Here is a 23,744-nt window from a genome sequence, read left to right on the forward strand (position 1 = left end):
AACAATCTATGTTTGCGCCAGCATGTTGCCCCCGCCGATCACGACGGTCGCCGCCATCAGCAGTCCGATACCCGCCCACACCTGGCGCCGCGTGCGCCGGCTGGCGCGCGACCATTCGCCCAGCGCAAAACCCCATAGCGTCGAAAACAGGATGATGCTGGCCATGTGCAGCGTCCAGCTGGAAAAGCCGAAGCGGCCCATCTGGCTTTCGCCCATCGTGTAGAAAAAGAACTGGCCGTACCACAGCGTGCCGCCCAGCGCGGACAGCAGCCAGTTGCGCAGCAGCGGCGCGCGGGGCACGGCGGGATCGTTGGTGCCGCCGAAAAATTGCGGCAGGCTGCGGTTGCGCGCGATGAGCGCGGCGCACCACAGCGCATTGGTGGTCAATCCGCCGGCCAGCACCACGCACAGCACCGGCAGCCCCTGCGACAGCGGATCGGTCCCGGCGCGCAGCGCGAGATCGCGGATTGGTTGCCCGGCATCGAGCCCCCAGGCGAAACAGCCCGACATCACACCCGAAAACACCGCGATCAGCAGGCCGCGCGTGACATTGAATTCGCCGTTCTCACTCTCGCCATCGCCAATCTCGCGCGCCTTTGCCTGCCCGGCGCGCGCAACCACGATGATGCCGATCAGCGTGATCGCGATCCCGGCCAGAGTCAGCTGTCCGCTGGTTTTCGACGCAATGTCGCCGATCGTGCCGTGAAAGATCGGCGGCCCCAGCGTGCCGATGACCGTCGTCAGCGCCAACGCGACCGCCATGCCCAGCGACAGCCCGAGATAGCGCATCGTCAGGCCGAACGTCAGGCCGCCAAAGCCCCACATCGCGCCCCAGAACCAGCACCACACCAGTGTCGCGTGCGGCGTCGCGGCCAGCACGCCCAGCAAGTCGGGCGTGCGCAACCCGGCCATCAGCCATGGCGCGATCAGCCAGCTGAACAGCCCGCCCGCAAGCCAGAACACTTCCCACGACCACAACCGGATGCGTTTGTATGGCACATAGAAACTGGCCGACGATCCCCCGCCGATCCAGTGAAACAGCACGCCCAGTGCCGGATTGGGTGTCATGTCGTGTCCTCTTTGCCCAACTTTATCATTCTGGCCCGTCAGCTTGCTGGAATGGCGAGTGCCGAACGGTCTATTTCATCGATCCGCGTCACCCCGCCGAGCGCCATCGCGACACGCAGTTCGGCCGCAATCAGCGCGAGCATCCTGGTCACACCCGCCTCGCCGCCGGCGCCCAGCGCGTAAGCCCAGGCACGGCCGAGCATCACCCCGCGCGCGCCCAGCGCCAGCATCCGCGCGACATCGAGCCCCGAGCGCACGCCGCCATCGGCCAGGACGGTCAACCGGTCGCCCACCAGATCTGCGATCGGCGGCAAGGCACGCGCTGCCGACAACACGCCATCCAGCTGCCGGCCGCCGTGGTTCGACACGACGATGCCGTCGGCGCCGTGATCGGCGGCCTGGCGCGCGTCGTCGGGATCGAGGATACCCTTGACGATCAGCGGTCCGTCCCATTCCGAGCGGATCCACCCCAGATCCGCCCAGGTGATCGACGGATCGAAATTGCGCCCCATCCAGGCCAGGAAATCGCTGAGCCCGGTCTTGCCTTTCAGGACAGGTGCGACATTGCCCAGATGGTGCGGCCGGCCCTGCAGCCCGACGTCCCACGCCCAGTCGGGGCGCATCAGCGCCTGGCCCAGGCGGCGCATGTCGCCGGCAAAACCCGGCGCGCCCGACAAGCCGGAGCGGACATCGCGGTAGCGGCTGCCCGGCAGCGGCAGATCGACCGTGAACACCAGCGCGCTGCATCCTGCGCTGCGCGCCTGCGCCAGCAGATCGCGCATGAACGCCCGGTCGCGGATCATGTAGAGCTGAAACCAGAACGGCCGCTCAGACGCGGCGGCGACTTCGGCGATCGGGCAGACCGAAACGGTCGACAGCGTGAACGGCACGCCGGCGGCATTGGCCGCGCGCACCGCCTGCACTTCGCCGCGCCGTGCGGCAAGGCCTGCCAGGCCGACCGGCGCCAGTATGACCGGCAGCGCCTGCTTCGCGCCGAACAGTTCGGTCGAGGTGTCGATCTGCGAAATGTCGCGCAGCACCCGCTGGCGCAGCGCGATCGCTTCAAGGTCGGCGATATTGCGGCGCAGCGTGACTTCGGCATAGCTGCCGCCGTCGATGTATTCGAACAGGAAATGCGGCAGGCGCCGGCGCGCCGCTTCGCGAAAATCGGGGATCGAGGCGATGATCATGCGGCGCTCTCCTGGGCTGCCGTCACCGCGGCAGTCCACGCTATCCTGTAGCGTTCCAGATCGTCGTCAAGCGGCAACACCCGGACCAGCCCGCCAGGCGGCGCGAGCGCGGGATCGACCAGCCGCAGGGCGCCGAACGACACGTCGGTATCGGCATGCGCGACATGCACCGCCAGATCGGGGCGCAGGCTGGCGATCGCGCGCACGAACACCTGCGCATGGGCAAAGCGGCCCTCGACCAGCAATGTCTGGCCCGCGCCCACCAGACCCAGGGCGACATCGGCAACCAGTGCGGCATACAGGCAGGCCGCCGCTCGGCGTTCGTACCAGTCTTCGGGCGGATTGACCCAGCGGCCCGCGTGATCGGGAAACGGGCCGCAGCCCGGTGCCAGCGTCGGCAGATGCATCGCGCCCGATGCCAGCACACGCGGCACGGCAGCGATCAGGTGGGGCTGATCGGGGCGGATATCGACGCGCCGTGTGTCGATCTCGATCAGGCTTTCGATCTCGCGCCCGCCCATGAACCGCGCCGAGGGTACCGGCTGGCCGAAGCAATCGACATTGACGAGGCAGTCGCGCGCTTCGGGCAAGTGCGCCGGGCCGGGGCCTGTGCGCATGGCGATGAACCAGGTGCCCGTGGACAAGACGGTCGCGCCGGTTGCGCCGATTTCGGCAAAGCCGCGCGCGGCGTGGAGCGCGGCGTTGGAATCGTGCAGGCCCGCCAGCACGCGGATGTCTGGCGACAGACCGGTGCGCGCGGCAAGATCGGGGCGCAGCGTACCGATGGGCTGCGCCGCTGGAACCACCGGGGCAAAGCGGCCGGCCCAGCCCTGCGCAACGGCCAGATCGGAAAATCCGGCCTGTACCGGATTCCACAGGTCGGTGTGGCAGCCCAGGCTCGTCACTTCGCTGACCGCAACGCCCGACAGCCACCACGCCCAGTATTGCGCCCACGGGACCAGCGTTGCGCGCGCCATCGCATCGGGATGGACGCGGTCCATCCAGAACAGATGTGCACCAAGGTTGAGCCCTTGCGGCAACGCGGGCGACCCGGTCTGCGCAAAGGGCGAACGCAGCGCGCGGTATTGCGCCAGCAGATCTTCGGGCAGCGCGGCTTCATAATCGAAAGGCGCGAATGCCAGTGTGTCATCGACAATCGCCGCTGCGGCTGCGCCGTGGCCGACCGGCACGATCGCGGCGATCGGGCGGTCGTGCCACCGGGCCAGCGTCTGTTCGAGCCAGCCGGCGATGCCGGTTGCATCGAGCCGCGCAATGCCGCCGGATGCCACACGCGTATTGGCCCGCGAATGACGATCGAGGCAATGGCCATCGGCCGACCACAGCGACACTTTCGCCAGCGTCTTGCCCACATCGACAACGACGATTTCGTCTGCGCGCACCATTAGCCCCTCCCCTTCAGGGGAGGGGTTGGGGTGGGGCCTATCTCCACTTGCCAAGGCTTGCGTGGATTGTAGCCGAGGGGCCCCACCCCCAGCCCCTCCCCTGAAGGGGAGGGGGGCAAGACAGATTGCGAGGTCAGTTTTGCTCTCCACCGCACATGCTGCATGTGCGAAATTGATTGTTTATGACTGAATAGTATCGACTCCGATTGCCATTGCAAAGCGGTTTTGTTAAACGGCCACAAATCCTATCCTTGCCGGAGAGACTTATGACCACGCTCGAACACCCCGCGCTTGAAGGCACGACAGCGATTCCGTTTGCCGTGCCGGTCAGCCGGTGGGACGCGGCGCAGGCCGCCACGCTCAGCCCCGAAGCGCTGTTGCTGTACCGGTCGAACCTGCTCGGCTCGGACCTGACCGTCACCAATTTCGGCGGGGGCAATACCTCGGCCAAATTGACCGGGATCGACCCGCTGACCGGCGAAACCGTCGATGTGCTGTGGGTCAAGGGATCGGGCGGAGACATCGGATCGATGAAGCTCGACGGGTTTTCGACGCTGTATCAGGCGAAACTGCTCGCGCTCGAGACGCATTATGCCGGGCCCGACGATGACGACAAGATGGTCGGCTATCTGCCGCATTGCACGTTTGCGCTCAACGGCCGTGCCGCCAGCATCGATACGCCGCTGCATGCGCTGCTGCCGTTCCGCCACGTCGATCATGTCCATCCCGATGCGATCATCGCGCTGGCGGCCTCGTCGGGCGGCGAAGCCGCGACGCAGGCCATCTGGGGCGGCCGGATCGGCTGGCTGGGGTGGAAGCGGCCCGGCTATACGCTGGGCGTGATGCTGCGCGATTATGTGGCGGCGCATCCGGGGATCGAGGGCGTGATGCTGGCCGGCCACGGGATCATCTGCTGGGCCGACACCGCGCACGCCTGTTACGAGCACACGGTCGATCTGATTGCCGACGCGGCGCGGTTTCTCAACGCGAAGCTGGGCGAAAAGCCGGCATTCGGCGGACAAGTGGTTGCGCCCGATCCGGATCGCGCCGCGATCGTTGCCGATCTGATGCCACGCCTGCGCGGGCTGATGACCGGCGCGCGCCGGAAACTGGGCCACTGGTCCGACGATGCCGAAGCGCTGGAATTTACAGGCTCCGCGCAGTTCCAACGGCTGGCGGATCTGGGCACGTCATGTCCGGATCATTTTCTGCGTACCAAGATCGCTCCGCTGACGCTCGATCCCGCGCGACTGACCGACGATGCCTATCTTGCGGAGAAAATCACCGCCTACCGCGCGATGTATGCGGCCTATTACGAGCGCTGCAAACGCCCGAACAGCCCGGTGATGCGCGATGCCAATCCGGTCGTCGTGCTGGTGCCCGGGCTCGGCCGGATAACCTTTGCCACCGACAAGACCACTGCCCGGCTCGCTGGTGAATTCTATGGCAATGCGATCAACGTGATGCGCGGCGCAGAGGCGATCGGCGATTACATCGCGCTCGACGAACAGGAAGCGTTCGACATCGAATACTGGCTGCTGGAAGAAGCCAAGTTGCAGCGCATGCCCGCGCCCAAACCGCAAGTCGGGCGGATCGTGCTGGTGACAGGCGGCGCCGGCGGAATCGGCGCGGCAACGGCGGCGCGGTTTCTGAAAGAGGGCGCGTGCGTCGTGCTGGCCGATCGCGATGGGGCTGTGCTGGAACAGGTGCGCGCCGGGTTCGCCGGGCAATATGGCAAGGATGTGGTGCGCGCCGCGGTGTGCGATGTGACCAGCGAGGACCAGGTCGCCGACGCGTTTGCAATCGCGGCGCGCGAATTCGGCGGGCTCGACGTGCTGGTCGCCAATGCCGGCATCGCGTCGTCCGCGCCGATCGAGGAGACGACGGTGGCGCTGTGGCGCAAGAATTACGATGTGCTGGCCGAAGGTTACTTTCTGACCGCACGCGGCGCCTGGCCGCTGTTGAAACGCATGCAGGATCAGGGCGGCACCAGCGTGGTGTTCATCGGGTCGAAAAACGGCGTTGCTGCGGCAGCCGGCGCTTCGGCTTATGCCAGTGCAAAGGCCGCGGCCAACCATCTGGCGCGCTGCCTGGCACTGGAAGGCGCACCGCATGGCATCCGCGTCAATGTGGTCAACCCCGACGCGGTCATCCGGGGCAGCCGCATCTGGGACGGCGACTGGCGCAAGGAACGCGCAGGCACACACGGCATTGATCCCGGCGCCGAACTGGAAGCGCATTACCGCAACAGGTCGATGCTCAAGCGCGATGTCCTGCCCGAAGACATTGCCGAGGCGACGTATTTCCTGGGATCGGATGCGTCGGCAAAATCGACCGGCAACATGATCAATGTCGACGCCGGGAATGTCCAGGCGTTCACACGCTGAGTTTTGGGAGAGGATAAATAAGATGAAAAATCATCACCGTATTGCCACCGTAGTGGCGATTGTATCTGCGGCGTGTGCACCGCACGCGCTTCTTGCGCAACCTGCGGACATGCCCGTGCCCGTGGCGGCACCCGCCCCTGCTGAACCTGGCGCCCTGCCGTTGTATGGCGACAAGACTCCGGGCCGCGCGGCAGGCGAAAACTGGTCGTTGTATTTCGGGCGCGATTACAATGTTCGCAATGTCACCCGGCCCACGCTGACGCCGGTCCTGCCCGATCCGGCCAAGGCCACCGGCGCAGCGGTCATCGTGGCTCCGGGCGGCGCATTCATGGGCCTGTCGATGAGCCATGAAGGCTGGCAGGTCGCGCATGCACTGGCCGATCGGGGCATTGCCGCGTTCGTGCTGAAATACCGCCTGTTGCCGACGCCGCCCGACGAAAAGGCGTCTGGCGCATTTATCTGGCAGAAAATGTCGGCCGGGCTGCGCGACCCCGACCAGATGCCGACGCTGACCGACCCGGCAGCGACCGAGGATGGCCTGGCGGCGCTGCGCATGGTGCGCGCCAATGCGGCCAAATGGGGTGTCGATCCCGCGCGCGTCGGCATGATCGGATTTTCTGCAGGTGCGATGACGTCGCTGGCCACGGTCATTGCCGCAAAGCCGGGCGAAGTGCCGGCGTTTTTCGGCTATATCTACGGCCCGCAGGCGCGCATCGCGGTACGCGATGATGCGCCGCCGATGTTCGATGCGATTGCGCTGGACGATCCGCTGTTTCCCAGCCGTGGTTTTCAGATTGCGCAAGGCTGGCTGGCGGCAAAACGCCCGGTCGAAATCCATGGCTATCAAAAGGGCAGCCACGGTTTTGGCCTGGGCGTGCCCGGCACCACCACGACGATGATGCTCGATGAATTTGTCGCCTGGCTATCGATGCAGGGCTTTCTGACCAAAAAGGTTGCGCCATGACACGCCCGATTTCTGCCAATTTGCCGATTTCTGCTGACCTGATCGCCGAGCATAACCACGCCGGAATGGCCGCGCTGACCGACGAATACGGCGCTTTGGGGCGCAAACTGGCGCGCGCGGGGCTCGATATCGACATGGTCAAGGCGCGCGTCGCCGCGTTTGGCGTTGCCGTGCCGAGTTGGGGCGCGGGGCGCGGGGGCACGCGCTTTGCCAAGTTCCCGATCCCGGGCGAGCCGACCAACATTCATGAAAAACTGGAAGATTGCGCCGTCATCAACCAGCTGGGGCGCAGCACGCCGCGCGTGTCGCCGCATTTCCCGTGGGACAAGGTCAGCGATTACGCGGCATTGCGCGAAGAGGCTGCCGCGTTGAACCTGGGCTTTGACGCAGTGAATTCCAACACGTTTCAGGATCAGGTTGGCCAGGCCCACACGTATGCCAATGGCTCGCTGTCGGCGCAGGATGCCGCGACGCGCCAGCAGGCCGTCGATCACAATATCGAATGCATCGAGATCGGGCGGCAGCTGGGTTCGACCGACCTGACCGTATGGGTCGGCGATGGCACCAATTTCCCGGGGCAGCAGGATTTTGCGCGCAGTCTCGACCGCTATCTGGATGGCGCGGCGCAGATCTATGCTGCGCTGCCCGATGACTGGCGGATGCTGCTGGAACACAAGATGTTCGAGCCGGCGTTTTATTCGACCGTCATTTCGGACTGGGGATCGTCGATCCTGGCGGCGCAGGAACTGGGGCCAAAGGCGAAATGCCTGGTCGATCTGGGCCATCATGCGCCCAATGTGAATATCGAACAGATCGTCGCGCGGCTGCACCGCTTCGGCAAATTGGGCGGGTTTCATTTCAACGACAGCAAATACGGTGATGACGATCTCGATTCGGGCAGCATCAACCCGCACCAGCTGTTCCTGGTGTTCAACGAACTGGCCGAGGCCGAGGATTACCCCCGGGATGGTTTCCGCCCCAGCTACATGATCGACCAGTCGCACAATGTGACCGACCCGATCGAATCGATGCTGTCGAGCGCCGAAGCGATCGCGCAGTGCTATGCCAAGGCGAGCATCGTCGATCGCACCGCGCTCCACGGTGCGCAGGCGGACAACGACACGATGATGGCGTTTCAGGCGCTGCGCCGCGCCTATACGATCGATGTCGCGCCGATCCTGGCGATGGCGCGAGTCGAGGCGGGCGGCGCGATCGACCCGATCATCGTCTATCGCGACAGCCGGTACCGCGCGCGCAAGGCGCAAGAGCGCAAGGCGGTGGGTCTGGGCGCGGGAATCGTCTGATGCGCAATGCCCTGTGCACGGCGCTTGCTGCGTGCATGATTGCCGGGGCGTGCCCCGCACACGCCGACGATCTGGCGGACCAGTTCCGCGATCCGCCGCAATCGGCACGGCCGCGCGTGTGGTGGCACTGGATGAACGGCAATATCACGAAGGACGGCATCGCCAAGGACCTGGCATGGATGCAGGACGTCGGCATCGGCGGGGTGCATGTGTTCGACGTCAACCTGATGACGCCGCAGATTGTCGACAAGCGGCTGGTCTACATGACGCCGGACTGGAAGGACGCGTTTCATTTTGCCGTGACCGAGGCCGACCGGCGCGGCATGGAGCTGGCGGTCGCCTCGTCGCCTGGCTGGAGCGAAACCGGCGGACCGTGGGTGACGCCGCGCGATGGCCTGAAGAAACTGGTGTGGAGCGAGACGCGGCTGTTGCCGGGGCAGCGTGCGACCGCGCCGCTGCCATTGCCGCCGGGTGTGACCGGACCGTACCAGTCGCTGACGATGCAGCCCGGGATCGACGATGCCGCATCCGGGCAAAAACCGCCGACGCCGCCGCAGCTGTATGGCGATATCGCCGTGCTGGCGGTGCCGGTGCGCGAGGCGGCGCTGCCCGCGCCGACGGCAAGATCGGGCGCCGGAGTCGCGCTGGACGCCGCGATCCTGGCCGGTGCCGATCTCGAACGCCCGGTGCTGGTGGCGCATCCGGCCGCTGGCGATCCGGCCAGCGTGGTCCTGTCGTGGCCACAGCCGCAGACCGTGCGCGCGGCCCACGTATTCATCGCCCATGCCAGCGTGATGTTCGCCGGCACGCTGGTCAGCCCGGTGCTTGAGGCCAGCGATGATGGCCGGACCTGGCGCAAGGTCGCCGATGTGCCCGCCGAGGGCGTGCCGACCACGATCGGTTTTGCGCCGGTCACCGCGCGGCAGTTCCGGCTGGTGCTGCATCCCAATGCGCCCGTCATGTCCAACATGGGCGCGCCTGCGCCAGGCATCATCATGCCGGGCCTGTTCGGCGGGCCGCCGGACGGGGTACAGCCCCCGTGGGATGTGCGGCAATTCCGGCTCGACGCCAGTCCGGCGGTCGATCGCTTCGAAACCAAGGCCGGTTTTGCGCTGAGCATGGACTATTTCAAGTTGGCCAATCCCGAGGATGGCGCGACCGGCGCCAGGCCCGCCGATGTGATCGACCTGACCGTGCACCTGGGCGCCGACGGCCGGCTGGACTGGACCGCGCCGACTCTGCTCGCCGGTTGGAGCTGGCGCGTGATCCGGCTCGGGCATTCGCTGCTCGGCACGACCAACCATCCCGCACCGGCCGAAGCGACCGGGCTGGAAGTCGACAAGTTCGATGCCCCGGCGGTGGACCGGTATATAACGCATTACCTGGGCATGATCCGCGATGCGGCCGGGCCCGGGCTCGTCGGCAAACGCGGCGTGACCGCGTTGCTCAACGATTCGATCGAGGTCGGCGCGGCGAACTGGACGCCTGCCATGCTGGCCGCGTTTCAGTCGGCGCGCGGGTATGATGCGCGGCCGTGGCTGCCGGCGCTGACCGGCGTGCTGATCGGATCGCGCAGCGAAACCGACGCATTCCTGTTCGACTGGCGGCGGACGCTCGCCGACCTGATGGCGTCGGCGCATTACGGCACGATTGCCAGGGCGGCGCATGCCAACGGGCTGAAGCTGTATGGCGAGGCGCTGGAGGACAAACGTCCATCGCTCGGCGACGATATGGCGATGCGGTCCCATACCGATATTCCGATGGCGGCGCTATGGACCTATCCGCAAGGGTCGCCGCCCAATCCCAGCTATATCGCCGATATGCGCGGCGCGGCCAGCGTTGCGCATATCTATGGGCAGAATCTGGTCGCGGCGGAATCGATGACGTCCGCGCTCAATTACTGGGCCGACAGCCCGCGCACGCTGAAGCACGTGATCGACACCGAATTCCTGAATGGCGTGAACCGCCCGGTGGTCCACGACAGCGTCCACCAGCCGACCGATGACAAGCAGCCGGGGCTGTCGCTGCTGATTTTCGGCCAGTTCTTCAACCGCCACGAAGCATGGGCACCGCTGGCGCGCGCCTGGGTCGATTACATGGCGCGCAATGCGCTGATGCTGCAGCAGGGCCATTTCGTCGCGGATCTTGGCTATTTCTTTGGCGAGGAGGCGCCGCTGACCGGGCTGTACGGCCTGGCGCCGGTGGCCGATGCGCCGGTCACGCATGGCTATGACTTCGTCAACGCCGATGCGCTGCTGCATGTGCTCGGCAATGACGGCGATGCGGTGGTATCGCCGGGCGGGGCGCGGTATCGCGCGCTGTATCTGGGGGGCAGCAGCCGGCATATGTCGCTGATCGCGCTGACGCGGATTGCGGCGCTGGTCGAGGGCGGCGCGCGGGTGATCGGGCATCCGCCGATCGGCGATCCCGGCATGGCCGGCGCGGATAGCGCGAAATATGCCGCGCTGGTCGCGCGGCTGTGGCCGCAGGGCGATGCCGTGGGCGCCGATGCCAAAGTCGGCGCCGGCCGTGTCGTTGTCGCTGCCGATGCCGAAAGCGGACTGGCGGCGGTGGGGGTGGCGTCCGATTTCGTCGGCACGGCCGATACCGGTTTCGTCCATCGCCACTGGGCGCAGGGCGATGACTGGTTCGTGGTCAACCGCGGGCAAGGCGCGATCACCACCGAAGCGCATTTCCGCGTGACCGGCAAAGTGCCCGAGCTGTGGCATGCCGAAACCGGGCGCAGCGAACCGGTCAGCTATCGCATCGTCGGCGGCGAAACGATCGTGCCGCTGGCGCTTGACGGCGAAGGCGCGGTGCATGTCGTGTTCCGCAAGGCGGGTGCTGTATCGGCCATGGTCGAGGTGCCCGTACCGCACACGGCCGCCGGGCTGGATGGGGCATGGACGGTCGCGTTTCAGCCCGGACGCGGGGCACCGGCCACGACGGTACTGGCGCCCCTCACCCCGCTGAACGCCAATGCCGATAGCGGGATCAGCCATTTCGCCGGCGTGGCAACGTATCACCACGATCTGATCACGCCTGCGGCATGGCAACCGGGTCAGCCGCTGTGGCTCAATCTGGGCGATGTGCGCGAAATGGCCGAAGTCCGCGTGAATGGCCAGGTCGCAGGCACGTTGTGGCACCCGCCATACCGGATCGACATCAGCGAGCTGGTCCATCGCGGGGCCAACACGCTCGACCTGCGCGTCGCGACGCTGTGGGTCAACCGGCTGATCGGCGATGCGAAACCGGGCGCGGTCAAAGTGGCGTGGACCGCGCTGCCGACCTATCGTGCCGATGCGCCGTTGCGCCCTGCCGGCCTGATCGGCCCGGTGACGCTGGAGGTGGCGGGGAAATAGGGTTATGGCTTTTTCTCTAGCCCCTCCCCTTCAGGGGAGGGGTTGGGGTGGGGCCGTGCCCCACTCGTCAACGCCCGGTGAGCTCATGCTACCTGGGGTCGTAGACGAGAGGCCCCACCCCCAGCCCCTCCCCTGAAGGGGAGGGGGGCCGAACAGGACAAGTGCATGATCGACCCACGCGCCTTGCGCATGTTTCACGAAGTGTGCCGTGCCGGGTCGATCAGCGGCGCCGCGCGCATGCTCAATATTTCGCAGCCTTCGGTCTCGGCGGCGATGGCCATGCTCGAGGCGCGACTGGGTGGGCCGCTGTTCGAACGCACGCGCACGGGCATCGTGCTGACGCCGGCGGGCGAGGCTTTGCGGGCGCGCGCCAATATGCTCGACCACCTGTTGCGCGATGCGGAGGCCGATGTTGCCGCTGCGCGCCATGGGCGCGCCGGGCCTTTGCGCGTCGGCGGCACGCCGGGTGCCCTGGTCAGTCTGCTGCCCGGCGCCATTGCCAGGCTCGATCGCGAATACGCGCATCTGGGGCTCAGCGTGGTCGAACGCCCGGACCGCGACCTGGCCGGCATGTTGCGCGCGGGCGATATCGAACTGGCGTTCGTGACCACGGCGATCGGGGCGCCGGCGGATGACCTGACCGAACGAACGTTGTCGCGCGATCCGTTTGCGCTGATTGTCGGGGCCAGCCATCCCCTGCCCGATCAGCCGATTTCGCTGCGCCAGGCGCAGGATCTGCGCTGGGTCCTGCCCGAGGCACAGGGCGGGTTCCGGCGACAGCTCGATGCCCTTTTCCTGGTCGCCGGGGTCAGTATTCCGCGCGATGTCGTGCGGTGCGATTCGCTGCTGACGACCAAGGCGATCGTGCGCGACGGGTTGCGCGCGACAATCCTGCCGATCCGCGTGGCGGCAAGCGAACTGACTGCGGGCATGTTGCGCGCGATCCCGATTGCCGAGGCCGCAACCGACCGTTCGGTCGGCGTGCGCTGGCTGAAAGCACGCGAATTGTCACCGATGGCGAACCGGTTGCTCGACTGCATCGCGCAACAGCCATAGGCTGATCCTATGGCGTATCGAAAAAATCGTATTTTACGCGATGCCGGCATGGCGTCATACGGCACCGACAACAAAAGGGAGAGACCGGCGTGAAGACGCTGTTCACCGACGTCCGGATTTTCGACGGCACGCCCCGTGCGGCGCGCGCCGGCAGCGTATTGACCGATGGCGCGACGATCGCGCGTGTCGCCTATGCGCCCGATACCATCACCCCCGATGCCGCAACACGCGTGATCGATGGCGCCGGCCGCACACTGATGCCCGGCATGGTCGAGGCGCATACGCATGTGACCTGGGCCTCGTCGGTCGAAAAAATCTATCACGCGTTCATGCTTCCGCCCGAAGAGATGGAAGTGGCGGCCACGCGCAATGTCCGCGTGCTGCTCGATCATGGCTTTACCAGCCTGTGGTCGGCGGGCGCGTTGGGCGACGGCATCGAAACCCGGCTGGCGGCAAAGATCGCGAAGGGCGAAATTCCCGGCGGGCGGCTGGTACCCTCGACTTTGGAACGCAGCCCGGAGGGCGCCGAAGGCGTCGAGACCGGCGATGTGTTCAACGGGCGCGGGCCCGAGGCCATGCGCGCATTCATGGCCTATTGCGCCGCCGAAGGGGTCAAGGCGGTCAAACTGGTGATTTCGGGCGAAAGCGCGCTGAAGCCCGACAGCCACAACGCGATCCATTACACCGCCGACGAAATGGATGCCGCGCGCGAAGGCGCACGCGCGCATGGCCTGGCGATTTCGTGCCACGCCTATACCGACGAAGCGGTCGCGCTGGCGCTGCGTGCCGGCGCCCGGATCATCTATCACGCCAGCTATATCAGCGATGCGACAATCGCGCTGCTGGCGCAGCACAAGGACACGGTGTTCTACGGCCCGGGCTGCGGCGTTTCCGTCGCCGCGCTCGAGGCATCGCCGCCGCCGCATATCGACATGAGCCACATGAAATCGTCGGCGACCGAGCGCATGGCGCTGGAAAGCGTGCTCGTGCCCAAGATGAAGGCCGCCGGCATCCGCGTGCTGATCGGTGGCGACTATGGCTTTCCGTTCAATCCCAATGGCCGCAATGCGCGCGACCTGGCGCACTTTGTCGACTATTTCGGCTATACGCCGGTCGAGGCACTGGCCGCTGCGACCAGCCTTGGCGGGCAACTGCTGGGCCAGGATGTGGGCGAGATTCGTGAGGGCTGGATGGCCGATCTGCTGCTGGTCGATGGCGATCCGACCGCGGACGTGGCGATCCTGCAGGACAAGGATCGCCTGAGCGCGATCATGCAGGGCGGGGCCTTCCACAAGCAGACGCTTCCTGAAACGGCTTCGGTGGGCGCCTGAATTTCGATGACATCTTCACCAACCCATGACGTCGTGATTATCGGCTGCGGCCCGGTCGGCGCGCTGGCCGCGTGCCTGCTCGGGCGCGCCGGGCTGCAGGTGCTCGTGCTGGAACGCGACACCACGCATTATCCGCTGCCGCGCGCGGTGCATCTCGATCACGAGATGGTGCGGCTGTTCCAATCGGCGGGCGTCGCCGAAGCGATCCTGCCCGACATGATCGACACCGACGGACATCTGCACATCGGCGCCGATGGACAAGTCATCCGCTATATGGGCACGGTCGGTCACGCACGGCCGTTCGGGTGGTCGAACGACTGGTTTTTCTACCAGCCGGAGATCGAGACGCATCTGCGCGCCGGGTTTGCGGCGATGCCCAATGTGATGCTCAAGCTTGGCGCGGAATTTACCGGCCTGACGCAAACTCCCCCCCTCCCCTTCAGGGGAGGGGCCGGGGGTGGGGGCTCTCCTCATGGCACGGCGAGTGGGGAGAGGCCCCACCCCAACCCCTCCCCTGAAGGGGAGGGGCTAAAAGTCACGTACCACCAGGATGGTCGCGAGCATCAGGCTACCGCGCGATGGGCGATTGCCTGCGACGGATCGCGCAGCCCCGTGCGCAAGGCGCTGGGCGTCGTGCTCGATGACCTGGGTTTTGAGGAACCATGGCTGGTCGTCGATGCCGAAGTCGATGGTCCGGTGACGTTTCCAGACCTGACCGGCGTGCCCGCACAGGCCGATCTGCAGCGCCTGTCGGTGATGGTGTGCGACCCTGCGCGGCCTGCGACCGTGGTGCCCGGGCGGGGCAACCATCGCCGGTGGGAAATGATGCTGCTGCCCGGCGAAGACGATGCCGCAATGATGGCGCCCGACACTGTCGTGCGCCTGCTCGAACCGTGGATCGGCAGCGTGCCGCACACGATCGTGCGTTCGGCGACCTATCGCTTTCACGGGCTCGTGGCGGAACAGTGGCAGGTCGGCAATGTGTTCCTGGCCGGCGATGCCGCGCACCAGACGCCGCCGTTCTTTGGCCAGGGCATGTGCCACGGGCTGCGCGATGTCGCCAATCTGGCATGGAAAATGGCAGCGATCGTCAACGATCATGCCGATCCGGCGATCCTTGCCACGTATCAGCCCGAACGCGACCCGCACGTACGCGCGGTCATCGGCGCAGCAGTCGCGGCGGGGCGCTATATCTGCGAGCTCGATCCTGACAAAGCCGTCGTGCGCGATGCCGAAATGGTCGCACGCGCCGCAGCGCAAGCCGCACAGCCGGGCACGCACCAGACGGCCGCAGACCTGATCCGGCCGATTTCGGCCGGTCTGGTGCTACCCGGGACTGCGGGCGCGGGCGAACGGTTTATTCAACCGGTGCTGGACGATGGTCGCAAGCTGGACGATGCGACCGGACAGGGCTGGCGCCTGTTCGTCGATGGTCCGGCGCCGCGCGCACGAGGGATTACCGCCATCGATATCGCGACGCTCGACGATGGCGGCGCCTTGCGCGCCTGGTTGGCTGCGCACGATACGCCTGCGGCGCTGGTACGTCCCGATCACTATGTCTTCGGCACCGGGTCTGCGCCCGCGTTGATCGCGGCTTATGCCAATGCCCTCGGCCTTGTTCTGGAGACTGCCGCATGATTACACTTGGCCACGCCCAGGCGATCATCGCCGGCACGATTGCGCATGCGCAGAATGCTGCGCTGAAACCGCTGGGCATCGTCGTGCTTGATGCCGGCGGGCAATTGCTGGCGTTTGCGCGGCAGGATGGTGCCAGTTTCGGCCGGTTCGCGATTGCCCGGGCCAAGGCGCACGGCGCGCTGGCGATGGGCGACGATACGGCGGTGCTGGCCGAACGCGCCAAAGGCAATCCGGTGTTTTTCGGCAGCCTGGTCGGCGTGTTCGACGGCGGGCTCGCGCTGTCACCCGGCGGCGTGCTGGTGCGCAATGGGGATGGCGCCATCATCGGCGCGGTCGGCGCATCGGGCGACACCGGGCCCAACGATGCTGACGCGGTGAGTGCGGGAATTGCCGCCGCAGGGTTCCCCACAGGAGCATCCGCATGATGAATTTGCGCAGCATCGAACTGGCGTTGCCCGGCGCCGCCGAGGCGCACCGCTGGATGATCGACGTGTGGGGCGCAGCCGATGGCGGCCACATCGGCGACACCTGGTATCTGCGCGGCAGCGGGACGTTTCCCTATCTTGTCGCCATCTCCGAAAACGCCGAGCAGTTCGTGCGTTCGACCACATTCGTCTGTTCGCCCGAACGGTTGCAGGGCGTTGCCCGTGCTGCCGAGGCGCGCGGATTGAACGCCGCGCCGTGTGTCTCGTCCGATCCGGGCGGCGGCACCGGGATCGTCGTCGAACTGGCCGAGGGCGAACTGCTGCGCTTTCTGACAGGCGCGACCGAAGTCGCCCCGATCGACACGCACGCCAAGGCCAGCCGCAAAGTCATGCCGGTCAAGCTGACGCATGTCGTGTTCAATTCTGCCGATGCCGAGGCGAGCGGCGACCTGGCCGAAGCGGTACTCGATTTCCGCGTGTCGGACCGGACCAAGGGCATGGTGTTCGTGCGCTGCAACACATCGCACCATTCGACCGCGTTTGCCCGCGCCGGCTTTTCCAGCCTCAATCATGTCGCGTTCGAAATGGATGACCTCGACGCGGTGATGCGCGGCATCGGCAATATGCGCGATCATGGCTTCACCCCCGCCTGGGGCCCCGGCCGCCACGGCCCGGGCGACAATGTCTACGCCTATTACATCGCGCCGTTCGGCCCGGTGATCGAATATTCGACTGCGGTCGAAAAGGTGGCCGAGGATTACGCTGCCGGCGCGCCCGACGACTGGACCTGGCCCGAAAAGCGCATCGATCAATGGGGTGTTTCCGACAAGGATCTCGCTGGCTTGCGCGTCGCGGAGGAAGCGTTCCGTTTTCGCCGGGAATGGACGCCGGCACCTCTCAATCTGCCCGTTGGAGCCTGATTTCATGCGTTTTGTATCTTTCCTTCGCGCCGATGGCACTGCCTCGTGGGGCCGCATCGACGGCGAAACCGTCTACGATCTCGGCGCTTTCGCGACCGATCTCAAGGCCGCAATTGCCGCAGGGCTTGGCACGATCGCAACGACCGGCCCGGAACTGGCGCTCGCCTCGATCACGCTGCTGCCGGTCATTCCCAATCCGGGCAAGATCCTGTGCGTCGGGCTGAACTATGCCACGCACGTTGCCGAAACCGGGCGCGACCAGAAAGAGCATCCGGCGATCTTTCACCGCTGGGCCGATTCGCTGATCGGCGAAGGCGCGGCAATCGTGCATCCGCCCGAAACCGCGCGCTTCGATTACGAGGGCGAACTGGCCGTGGTGATCGGCAAGGGCGGCCGCCGGATCAAGCCGGCCGATGCCTGGGACCATGTCGCAGGGTACGCGCCGTTCAACGACGGATCGGTGCGCGACTGGCAGCGCCACAACATCCAGTTTACCCCGGGCAAGACCTGGCCAGCGACCGGCGGCTTCGGCCCCGCGCTCGTGACGCCCGACGAAGTGACTGACCTTGGCAGCCAGCGCGTGCAGACCCGCGTCAACGGCGAGCTGGTGCAGGATCAGCCGGTCAGCGACATGATCTGGGATATCCCCACGATCATTGCCTATTGCTCGACCTTTACCGAACTTGGCGTGGGCGATGTCATCGCCACCGGCACGCCGGGCGGGGTCGGCGACAAGCGCTCGCCCCCATTGTACCTCTTGCCCGGCGATACGGTCACGGTATCGATCGGCACAATCGGCACGCTGACCAATCCGGTCATCGCCGAAGCATGATCACGTGTCCCCGGCCATCCGGCCGGGAGATGAAACAACAAGGATGCGCTGCCGGGATAAACACCCCGCCAGACAGCATCCGCACAGGGAGACATGAAATGAGCATGCAACGTAACCGCCGTTTTCTGACCGGCAGCGCAGGTCTGGCGCTCGCCATCCTGGCGAACCCTGCCTTTGCCGCCGACGCCGCGCCCCAGGCCGGCGCCACGACGCCGGAGCCGGGCGAAATCATCGTGACCGCGCAGCGCCGTGCCGAAAAAGTGACCGAAGTGCCGATCTCGATCACCGTTGCCGACAGCGCGCAGCTCGAACGCCAGCAGATCGATACGGTCGGCGACCTGGCGCGCATCGCGCCGAGCCTGGAAATCAACACCGCGGCAGGGCAGAGCACCGGCGGCGGCGGCTCGATCCGCGGCATCGGTACGCAGACGTTTTCCGCAGGGGCAGTGCCCTCGGTCGGTATCGTCGTCGACCAGGTCAGCCAGGGCAATGCCAACATTTCCGACTTGTTCGACGTCGCCCGCGTCGAGGTGCTGAAAGGCCCGCAAGGCACGCTGTTTGGCCTGACCACATCGGCCGGTGTTATCAACATCACCACCAACAAGCCCGAGTTCGGCGTGTTCAGCCTGCGCATGCGCACAGAAATGTCGGGCGGCGGTGTCGCCGGATCGCTGTTTGGCGACCAGGTCGTGCAGGGCGTGATGAACATACCGCTGGCGCCAACGGCAGCCTTGCGCATTTCCGGCTTTTCGAACACGCGTCAGGGCCCGGATTACGACCTGACCACGCGCCAGTACGATGCCAACGACACGTTCGGGTTCCGCGGCCATCTGCTGTGGGAGCCCAATGATGCGCTGACGGTCAACCTGATCGGCGATTACAGCCGCACGCGCACGACCAACGGCGGGGACTTCTTCACCTTCGTCAAGGCCGACGGCGCCAACCTCAACCCGGTCGTGCCGTTCCCGCTGCCCGACAATGTCGCGGCAAACCTGGCCAGTTGCGGCATCACCCCGGGCTTTGGCAACCGCAATTTCTGCAGCGCGGCCAACAGCTTTGTCGATCGTAACGAGACCGGCGGCGTATCGTTGCAGCTCGATTACAAGACCGAGCCGTTTACCATAACCTCGATCACGGCGTATCGCACCAGCCTCGAATCGGGCTATGGCGCCGCCTCCAATGTGTTCCGCGCCGACCCGCTCGAACTGCAGGTGTTCAACGGACCGGTCAATCACCCGATCTATCTGCTCACGCAGGAATTGCGCGTGTCGTCGCCGGCCAACCAGCTGATCGAATACACCGCCGGCCTGTTCTTTTCGAGCCAGATCCAGCATGCGGCTGCCGAAACCACCGACGTCTTCATTCACCCGGCGCCGGGGGTGCTTATTCCCGTCAATCTGGGCGGCACCGGCGAATACCGCGTGACCGATACGTCGGGCGCGATTTTCGGCCAGGCGACCATCCATGCCACGCCAAAGCTGCGGCTGATCGTTGGTGGTCGCTATACCAAGGACAATCTGCGGCTGGGCACGACGGCCGACGCAATCCCGGCGTCCACGAACAGCTATACCGCGCTCGACGTCAACAAGTTCTCGTGGAAGCTCGGCGCGCAATACGACGTTGCCGCCCGCACGATGGTCTATGGCACCGTGACGCGTGGCTTCAAGGGCGGGCAGATTTCCAACCCGTCGGGCGAAGTGCCGCATGTGATCCAGCCCGAAGTGCCGACCGCATACGAATTGGGGCTGAAAAGCACCTTGTTCCGCAGTTGGGTGCTCGACACCAACCTGTTCTATGAAAAGGTCCAGAATTTCCAGGCGCAGAACTGCACGTCCAACGCGGTCGGCTCGCTGTCTTGTGCCCAGACCAATATCGATGGCGTGAAAACGCGCGGCGCGGAAATCAACCTGTTCGGCAAAGTCACGCAGAACCTGTCACTCAACACCGGGTTCATCTGGGCCAAGGCGACATACCCTGCGGGCTTCCGGGGCACGGACGGATCCGATCTGGGCAACACCCAGCTCGCCAATTCGCCCGAATACAAGTTCACGATGTCGGGCGAATATTCGGTGCCGGTCAGCCAGACGGTCAACGGCTTCCTGGCTGCCGATACGATCTGGAAATCGCGCGTCAGCTATGAACAGACCAGCGTCGCCCAAAGCACGTTCGGCCCGCACTGGACCGTGGGTGGTCGCGTCGGGGTCCGCACGGCGGATAGCCGCTTCACCGTGGCGGTGTTTGCGCGCAACCTGTTCAATGTGCACGAACCGATCCTGTTTCAAAGCGGCTTTCCCTATAACGGCGCGTCCAATATCGGCGCGTTTTACGGCCCGAACGGCTTTCGCCAGGTGGGCCTGTCGCTCGACGGCAAGTTCTGATCGCGGTTTTCGCGCCGGGGCAACCCGGCGCGGATATCGCGCCGATGCCACTGCAGGAGATGCAAGCGATGCAATCGCGTGAACTGGCCCGGGCAATCGGCGCCATGGGGATGGAGCTCGGCCCCGATACGCTGGCCCGGTGCCGCGCGCTGTTCGATGCGGAGCAGACCGCGCTGGCGCAGGCCGTGCCCGTGCTTGCCCGCGACCTGGCATATGGCCCCGATGCGCGCCACCGGCTAGACCTGTACGGCACCCCGGACGGCGCGCCAAAACCCGTGATCGTGTTCGTCCATGGCGGCGGCTTTGTGCAAGGCGATAAAGGCGGTTCGGGGGGCGATACGCACTGGGCCAATGCCGCGGTCGGGCGGATGGCGGCGCAGCGCGGGTGGATTGGCGCGGTGATCAACTACCGGCTGGCGCCCGATCATGGCTGGCCTGCGGGCAGCCAGGATGTTGCCGCGGCCATCGCATTCCTGAGCGACAATGTCGCGCAATACGGCGGGAATCCGGCGAAAATCGTGGTGATCGGCACTTCGGCCGGCGCGGTTCATATCGCGGGCTATCTGCGGCTCGCACCCGATCACGCAGCACAGATCCGCGGCGCGGTCCTGTTGTCGGGCCTCTATGGCTACACGCCGATCGATGCGCGCGACGAACGCTATTATGGCGCTGGCGCGACTTATGCCGACAAGGCCCCGCTCGAAGCGGTGGCGGGCACGGCGCTGCCGCTGCTGGTCGCAAGCGCACAATACGATCCCGACCGGTTCCAGGCCGAATTCATTGGGCTGTGCAACGATCGCCGCGCCCGCCACGGCACGATGCCGCGCGCGGTGATCATGACCGGGCACAACCATTACACGATGGCGATGCACCTGGGCACCAGCGACACCCGCCTGGCCGACGAAATCGCCGCCTTCATCGAGGATTTGACATGACCGATCCCACCACCGTGACCCGCCGCAGCATCCTTGGCGGCACAGCCGCACTGGCCGGCAGCGCCGTCCTTGCGGGTGCACCGGCCGTCGCCAAAATGGCGCCGAAGCCCTTCAACCCCAATTTTCCCAAGGGATTTCTGTGGGGTGCGGCCACGGCCGGGCATCAGGTCGAAGGCAACAACACCAATGCCGACAGCTGGGTGCTGGAAAACATCAAGCCGTCGATCTATTCCGAACCGTCGGGCGATGCCTGCAACAGCTTTGAGCTGTGGCGCGCGGATCTCGATCTGGTCAAGGCGATCGGGCTCAACACCTATCGCTTCAGCCTGGAATGGCCCCGGATCGAGCCGGCGCAAGGCCAGTTTTCGCGCGCGATGCTCGACTATTACAAGACGATCATCGACGGCTGCCACCAACGCGGGCTGACCCCGGTGGTGACGTTCAACCACTATACCACGCCGATCTGGTTTGCCGCGATGGGCGGCTGGACCAACCCGCAGGCCCCTGCGCTGTTTGCCCGGTTCTGCGAAAAAGCGGCGCAGGCGCTGGCCGGCGGGATCGGCTATGCCCTGACGCTCAACGAACCCAATATCATGAATGTCCTGAAAGTCGTGTTGCCGCCGCAAGCGATCGCTGGCCAGCATGCCATGCTCGAAGCAGCCGCGCGCGCGCATGGCACGGCCAAATTTGCCGCGGGCAATTCCATCGATATCGATGATATCCCCACCGCCACCCGCAATCTGGTTGCCGGGCACAAGGCCGGACGCGCCGCAATCAAGGCCGTGCGCCCCGATCTGCCGGTCGGGGTCAGCCTGTCGATGTTCGACGATCAGGCAGCGGGGCCGCATTCGATCCGCGACCACATGCGCGAAGTGCTTTACAGCCCGTGGCTCGACGCCGTCAAAGGCGACGATTTCCTGGGCGTGCAGAACTACGAACGCATGGTGTGGGACGACAAGGGCCGCGTGCCCGTGCCCGCAGATGCCGTGCGCGGCGTACGCGGCGCGGAAATCTATCCGGCGTCGCTTGGCGGCAGCGTGCGTTATGCGCATCAGGCAACCGGCTGCCCGATCATGGTCACCGAAAACGGCGCATCGGTCGATGACGACACGATCCGCGCGCGGATGATCCCGGCGGCGCTGCATGGGCTGAAAGCCGCGATGGACGACGGCGTGCCGGTGCTCGGCTATATCCACTGGTCGTTGCTCGACAATTTCGAATGGATTTTCGGCTATAAAGTCCACATGGGTCTGGCCAGCGTAGATCCGGTAACGTTCGCACGCACCGCCAAGCCCAGCGCAGCGGTGCTGGGCGCAATCGCACGGGGTAACGCTCTACCGGGCTGATCCAGCACGGGTTCAGCAAGGCGCGCGCAACGTGTCCGCCCAGAGGAGACGACCAGCATGATCGTATCGCGTCGCAACCTTGTCCGATCCGGCGCCGCACTGGCGCTCACCGCGACATTGCCCGGCAGCAGCTTTGGCCAGCGCCCTGCGGCTGCCGGCGATATCGGCGATCTGGGCTTCGTCGATCCCGAATTGCGGCCGTTCGCGCGACAGATGCAGCAGATGATGGCCGGCGACCAGCCCCCGATCGCAGCCAATATCCCGGCCATGCGCCGACAAATGGCCACGTTCAGCGCGCCGCCGCTCGCCAGCCCGGCCTGGTCGTTGAAACAGATCGCGGGCCGGAACGGCGCGCCCGCGGTGCCGGTCTATGTGATCAATGCCAATCCCTCGCGCGATCCAGCACACAGGGCGCCGGCCATCCTGCACACCCACGGCGGCGGCTTCATCGTCGGCGATGCCAAGGGGATGATCTCTGCTTTGCAGGATCTTGCGGCAACGCTGGGCTGCGTGATCGTGTCGGTCGACTATCGCCTGGCGCCTGAAACGCGCTGGCAGGGCTCGGTCGAGGACAATTATGCCGGTTTGAAATGGCTGCACGATCATGCCGATGATCTGGGCGTCGACCGCCGCCGCATCGCGGTGATGGGCGAAAGCGCGGGTGGCGGTCATGCCGCGCTGCTTGCCATCGCCGCGCGCGATCGCCGCGAAGTGCCGCTGTGCGCGCAGATCCTGGTCTATCCGATGCTCGATGACCGGACATGCGCGCGCGAGCCCGCCAATCCGCACATCGGCGCGCTGTTGTGGACACCGCCCAAGAATGTGCTCGGCTGGGACAGCTTCCTGGGCGTGGCGCCCGGCTCGTCGGGGGTGCCGGTCGCGGCAGTGCCTGCGCGCACCGCCGATCTGCGCGGATTGCCGCCGACATTTATCGGGGTCGGCGCGATCGACCTGTTCGTCGATGAAGACGTGACGTATGCGCACCGCCTTATCGATGCCGGCGTGCCGACCGAATTGCTGGTCGTGCCCGGCGCGTTCCACGGTTTCGACGGGATCGCTGCGCAGACCAGCGTGGCCAAGGCGTTCAACGCGGCCAAGATCGCGGCGCTGACGCGGGCGTTTGCAGGGTGAGCCTGCATGATCTTCAAGGATAAGCAGGAAGGGTGCCTCCGGCGGGCAAAGGCTGGCACAGTCAACAGTTCAAG

General features: G+C 65.9%; 17 protein-coding genes. 14 read left to right on the forward strand and 3 right to left on the reverse strand.

Going from position 1 to position 23,744, the window contains the following annotated elements; translation table 11 throughout:
- Positions 1 to 6 precede the first annotated feature (6 nt).
- Genes rhaT through ACOOE2_RS18385 form a run of 3 tightly spaced genes read right to left on the reverse strand, consistent with a single transcriptional unit; the run spans position 7 to position 3,661 of the window.
- Complete coding sequence (gene rhaT / locus ACOOE2_RS18375) at positions 7 to 1,068, reverse strand: L-rhamnose/proton symporter RhaT (protein ID WP_420384426.1); 1,062 nt, start codon at positions 1,066 to 1,068, stop codon at positions 7 to 9.
- Positions 1,069 to 1,106: 38 nt separating this feature from the next.
- Entirely contained in the window at positions 1,107 to 2,258 is a 1,152-nt protein-coding gene (lldD, locus tag ACOOE2_RS18380; protein WP_420384427.1) for an FMN-dependent L-lactate dehydrogenase LldD, read from the reverse strand.
- Positions 2,255 to 3,661 carry an FGGY-family carbohydrate kinase gene (locus tag ACOOE2_RS18385; RefSeq protein ID WP_420384428.1) on the reverse strand — a complete coding sequence of 469 codons (1,407 nt, stop codon included), beginning with the start codon at positions 3,659 to 3,661 and terminating at the stop codon, positions 2,255 to 2,257. Before ACOOE2_RS18385 ends, lldD begins: the two co-directional genes overlap by 4 nt.
- 266 nt (positions 3,662 to 3,927) lie before the next feature.
- Between ACOOE2_RS18385 and ACOOE2_RS18390 the strand changes: the two genes are divergently transcribed.
- The 14 genes from ACOOE2_RS18390 (at position 3,928) to ACOOE2_RS18455 (ending at position 23,670) form a co-directional block, all read left to right on the forward strand.
- Positions 3,928 to 6,048, forward strand: coding sequence for a bifunctional rhamnulose-1-phosphate aldolase/short-chain dehydrogenase (locus tag ACOOE2_RS18390; RefSeq protein WP_420384429.1), 2,121 nt, complete (start codon positions 3,928 to 3,930; stop codon positions 6,046 to 6,048).
- 22 nt (positions 6,049 to 6,070) lie between these two features.
- On the forward strand, positions 6,071 to 7,012 hold the full coding sequence (locus ACOOE2_RS18395) for an alpha/beta hydrolase (RefSeq protein WP_420384430.1): 942 nt from the start codon (positions 6,071 to 6,073) through the stop codon (positions 7,010 to 7,012).
- Positions 7,009 to 8,316: an L-rhamnose catabolism isomerase gene (gene rhaI, locus ACOOE2_RS18400; RefSeq protein ID WP_420384431.1), complete on the forward strand. Its 1,308-nt coding sequence runs from the start codon at positions 7,009 to 7,011 to the stop codon at positions 8,314 to 8,316. The genes ACOOE2_RS18395 and rhaI overlap by 4 nt, the downstream gene beginning before the upstream one ends.
- Complete coding sequence (locus ACOOE2_RS18405; protein ID WP_420384432.1) at positions 8,316 to 11,678, forward strand: glycosyl hydrolase; 3,363 nt, start codon at positions 8,316 to 8,318, stop codon at positions 11,676 to 11,678. Before rhaI ends, ACOOE2_RS18405 begins: the two co-directional genes overlap by 1 nt.
- A gap of 165 nt (positions 11,679 to 11,843) precedes the next feature.
- On the forward strand, positions 11,844 to 12,734 hold the full coding sequence (locus tag ACOOE2_RS18410; protein ID WP_420384433.1) for a LysR family transcriptional regulator: 891 nt from the start codon (positions 11,844 to 11,846) through the stop codon (positions 12,732 to 12,734).
- Positions 12,735 to 12,823: 89 nt separating this feature from the next.
- Positions 12,824 to 14,065 (forward strand): amidohydrolase family protein, encoded by a 1,242-nt coding sequence (locus tag ACOOE2_RS18415; protein ID WP_420384434.1) that lies wholly within the window; start codon positions 12,824 to 12,826, stop codon positions 14,063 to 14,065.
- 6 nt (positions 14,066 to 14,071) lie between these two features.
- The gene (locus ACOOE2_RS18420) at positions 14,072 to 15,703 is read left to right on the forward strand and encodes a bifunctional 3-(3-hydroxy-phenyl)propionate/3-hydroxycinnamic acid hydroxylase (protein WP_420384435.1); all 1,632 of its coding nucleotides are present in this window, start codon (positions 14,072 to 14,074) and stop codon (positions 15,701 to 15,703) included.
- Positions 15,700 to 16,128: a GlcG/HbpS family heme-binding protein gene (locus ACOOE2_RS18425; protein WP_420384436.1), complete on the forward strand. Its 429-nt coding sequence runs from the start codon at positions 15,700 to 15,702 to the stop codon at positions 16,126 to 16,128. Before ACOOE2_RS18420 ends, ACOOE2_RS18425 begins: the two co-directional genes overlap by 4 nt.
- The gene (locus ACOOE2_RS18430; RefSeq protein WP_420384644.1) at positions 16,128 to 17,048 is read left to right on the forward strand and encodes a VOC family protein; all 921 of its coding nucleotides are present in this window, start codon (positions 16,128 to 16,130) and stop codon (positions 17,046 to 17,048) included. The genes ACOOE2_RS18425 and ACOOE2_RS18430 overlap by 1 nt, the downstream gene beginning before the upstream one ends.
- Before the next feature lie 4 nt (positions 17,049 to 17,052).
- Positions 17,053 to 17,880, forward strand: a complete 828-nt coding sequence (locus tag ACOOE2_RS18435; RefSeq protein ID WP_420384437.1) for a fumarylacetoacetate hydrolase family protein — start codon at positions 17,053 to 17,055, stop codon at positions 17,878 to 17,880.
- Positions 17,881 to 17,978: 98 nt separating this feature from the next.
- Positions 17,979 to 20,258, forward strand: a complete 2,280-nt coding sequence (locus tag ACOOE2_RS18440) for a TonB-dependent receptor (protein ID WP_420384438.1) — start codon at positions 17,979 to 17,981, stop codon at positions 20,256 to 20,258.
- Between the two features lie 68 nt (positions 20,259 to 20,326).
- On the forward strand, positions 20,327 to 21,193 hold the full coding sequence (locus tag ACOOE2_RS18445; RefSeq protein ID WP_420384439.1) for an alpha/beta hydrolase: 867 nt from the start codon (positions 20,327 to 20,329) through the stop codon (positions 21,191 to 21,193).
- Complete coding sequence (locus ACOOE2_RS18450; protein ID WP_420384440.1) at positions 21,190 to 22,539, forward strand: family 1 glycosylhydrolase; 1,350 nt, start codon at positions 21,190 to 21,192, stop codon at positions 22,537 to 22,539. The genes ACOOE2_RS18445 and ACOOE2_RS18450 overlap by 4 nt, the downstream gene beginning before the upstream one ends.
- A 57-nt stretch (positions 22,540 to 22,596) precedes the next feature.
- Positions 22,597 to 23,670, forward strand: coding sequence for an alpha/beta hydrolase (locus tag ACOOE2_RS18455; RefSeq protein ID WP_420384441.1), 1,074 nt, complete (start codon positions 22,597 to 22,599; stop codon positions 23,668 to 23,670).
- Positions 23,671 to 23,744: the final 74 nt, after the last annotated feature.

This window comes from Novosphingobium sp., assembly GCF_965214355.1.
Lineage (GTDB): Bacteria > Pseudomonadota > Alphaproteobacteria > Sphingomonadales > Sphingomonadaceae > Novosphingobium.

Bases quoted from the DNA above. Each gene is read 5' to 3' on its own strand.
- ACOOE2_RS18390 (WP_420384429.1), top strand. From the start codon at position 3,928: ATGACCACGCTCGAACACCCCGCGCTTGAAGGCACGACAGCGATTCCG.
- ACOOE2_RS18420 (WP_420384435.1), top strand. From the start codon at position 14,072: ATGACATCTTCACCAACCCATGACGTCGTGATTATCGGCTGCGGCCCG.
- ACOOE2_RS18405 (WP_420384432.1), top strand. From the start codon at position 8,316: ATGCGCAATGCCCTGTGCACGGCGCTTGCTGCGTGCATGATTGCCGGG.
- ACOOE2_RS18445 (WP_420384439.1), top strand. From the start codon at position 20,327: ATGCAATCGCGTGAACTGGCCCGGGCAATCGGCGCCATGGGGATGGAG.
- ACOOE2_RS18435 (WP_420384437.1), top strand. From the start codon at position 17,053: ATGCGTTTTGTATCTTTCCTTCGCGCCGATGGCACTGCCTCGTGGGGC.
- ACOOE2_RS18450 (WP_420384440.1), top strand. From the start codon at position 21,190: ATGACCGATCCCACCACCGTGACCCGCCGCAGCATCCTTGGCGGCACA.
- ACOOE2_RS18425 (WP_420384436.1), top strand. From the start codon at position 15,700: ATGATTACACTTGGCCACGCCCAGGCGATCATCGCCGGCACGATTGCG.
- ACOOE2_RS18385 (WP_420384428.1), bottom strand. From the start codon at position 3,661: ATGGTGCGCGCAGACGAAATCGTCGTTGTCGATGTGGGCAAGACGCTG.
- rhaT (WP_420384426.1), bottom strand. From the start codon at position 1,068: ATGACACCCAATCCGGCACTGGGCGTGCTGTTTCACTGGATCGGCGGG.
- rhaI (WP_420384431.1), top strand. From the start codon at position 7,009: ATGACACGCCCGATTTCTGCCAATTTGCCGATTTCTGCTGACCTGATC.
- ACOOE2_RS18410 (WP_420384433.1), top strand. From the start codon at position 11,844: ATGATCGACCCACGCGCCTTGCGCATGTTTCACGAAGTGTGCCGTGCC.
- ACOOE2_RS18395 (WP_420384430.1), top strand. From the start codon at position 6,071: ATGAAAAATCATCACCGTATTGCCACCGTAGTGGCGATTGTATCTGCG.
- ACOOE2_RS18455 (WP_420384441.1), top strand. From the start codon at position 22,597: ATGATCGTATCGCGTCGCAACCTTGTCCGATCCGGCGCCGCACTGGCG.
- ACOOE2_RS18430 (WP_420384644.1), top strand. From the start codon at position 16,128: ATGAATTTGCGCAGCATCGAACTGGCGTTGCCCGGCGCCGCCGAGGCG.
- ACOOE2_RS18440 (WP_420384438.1), top strand. From the start codon at position 17,979: ATGAGCATGCAACGTAACCGCCGTTTTCTGACCGGCAGCGCAGGTCTG.
- lldD (WP_420384427.1), bottom strand. From the start codon at position 2,258: ATGATCATCGCCTCGATCCCCGATTTTCGCGAAGCGGCGCGCCGGCGC.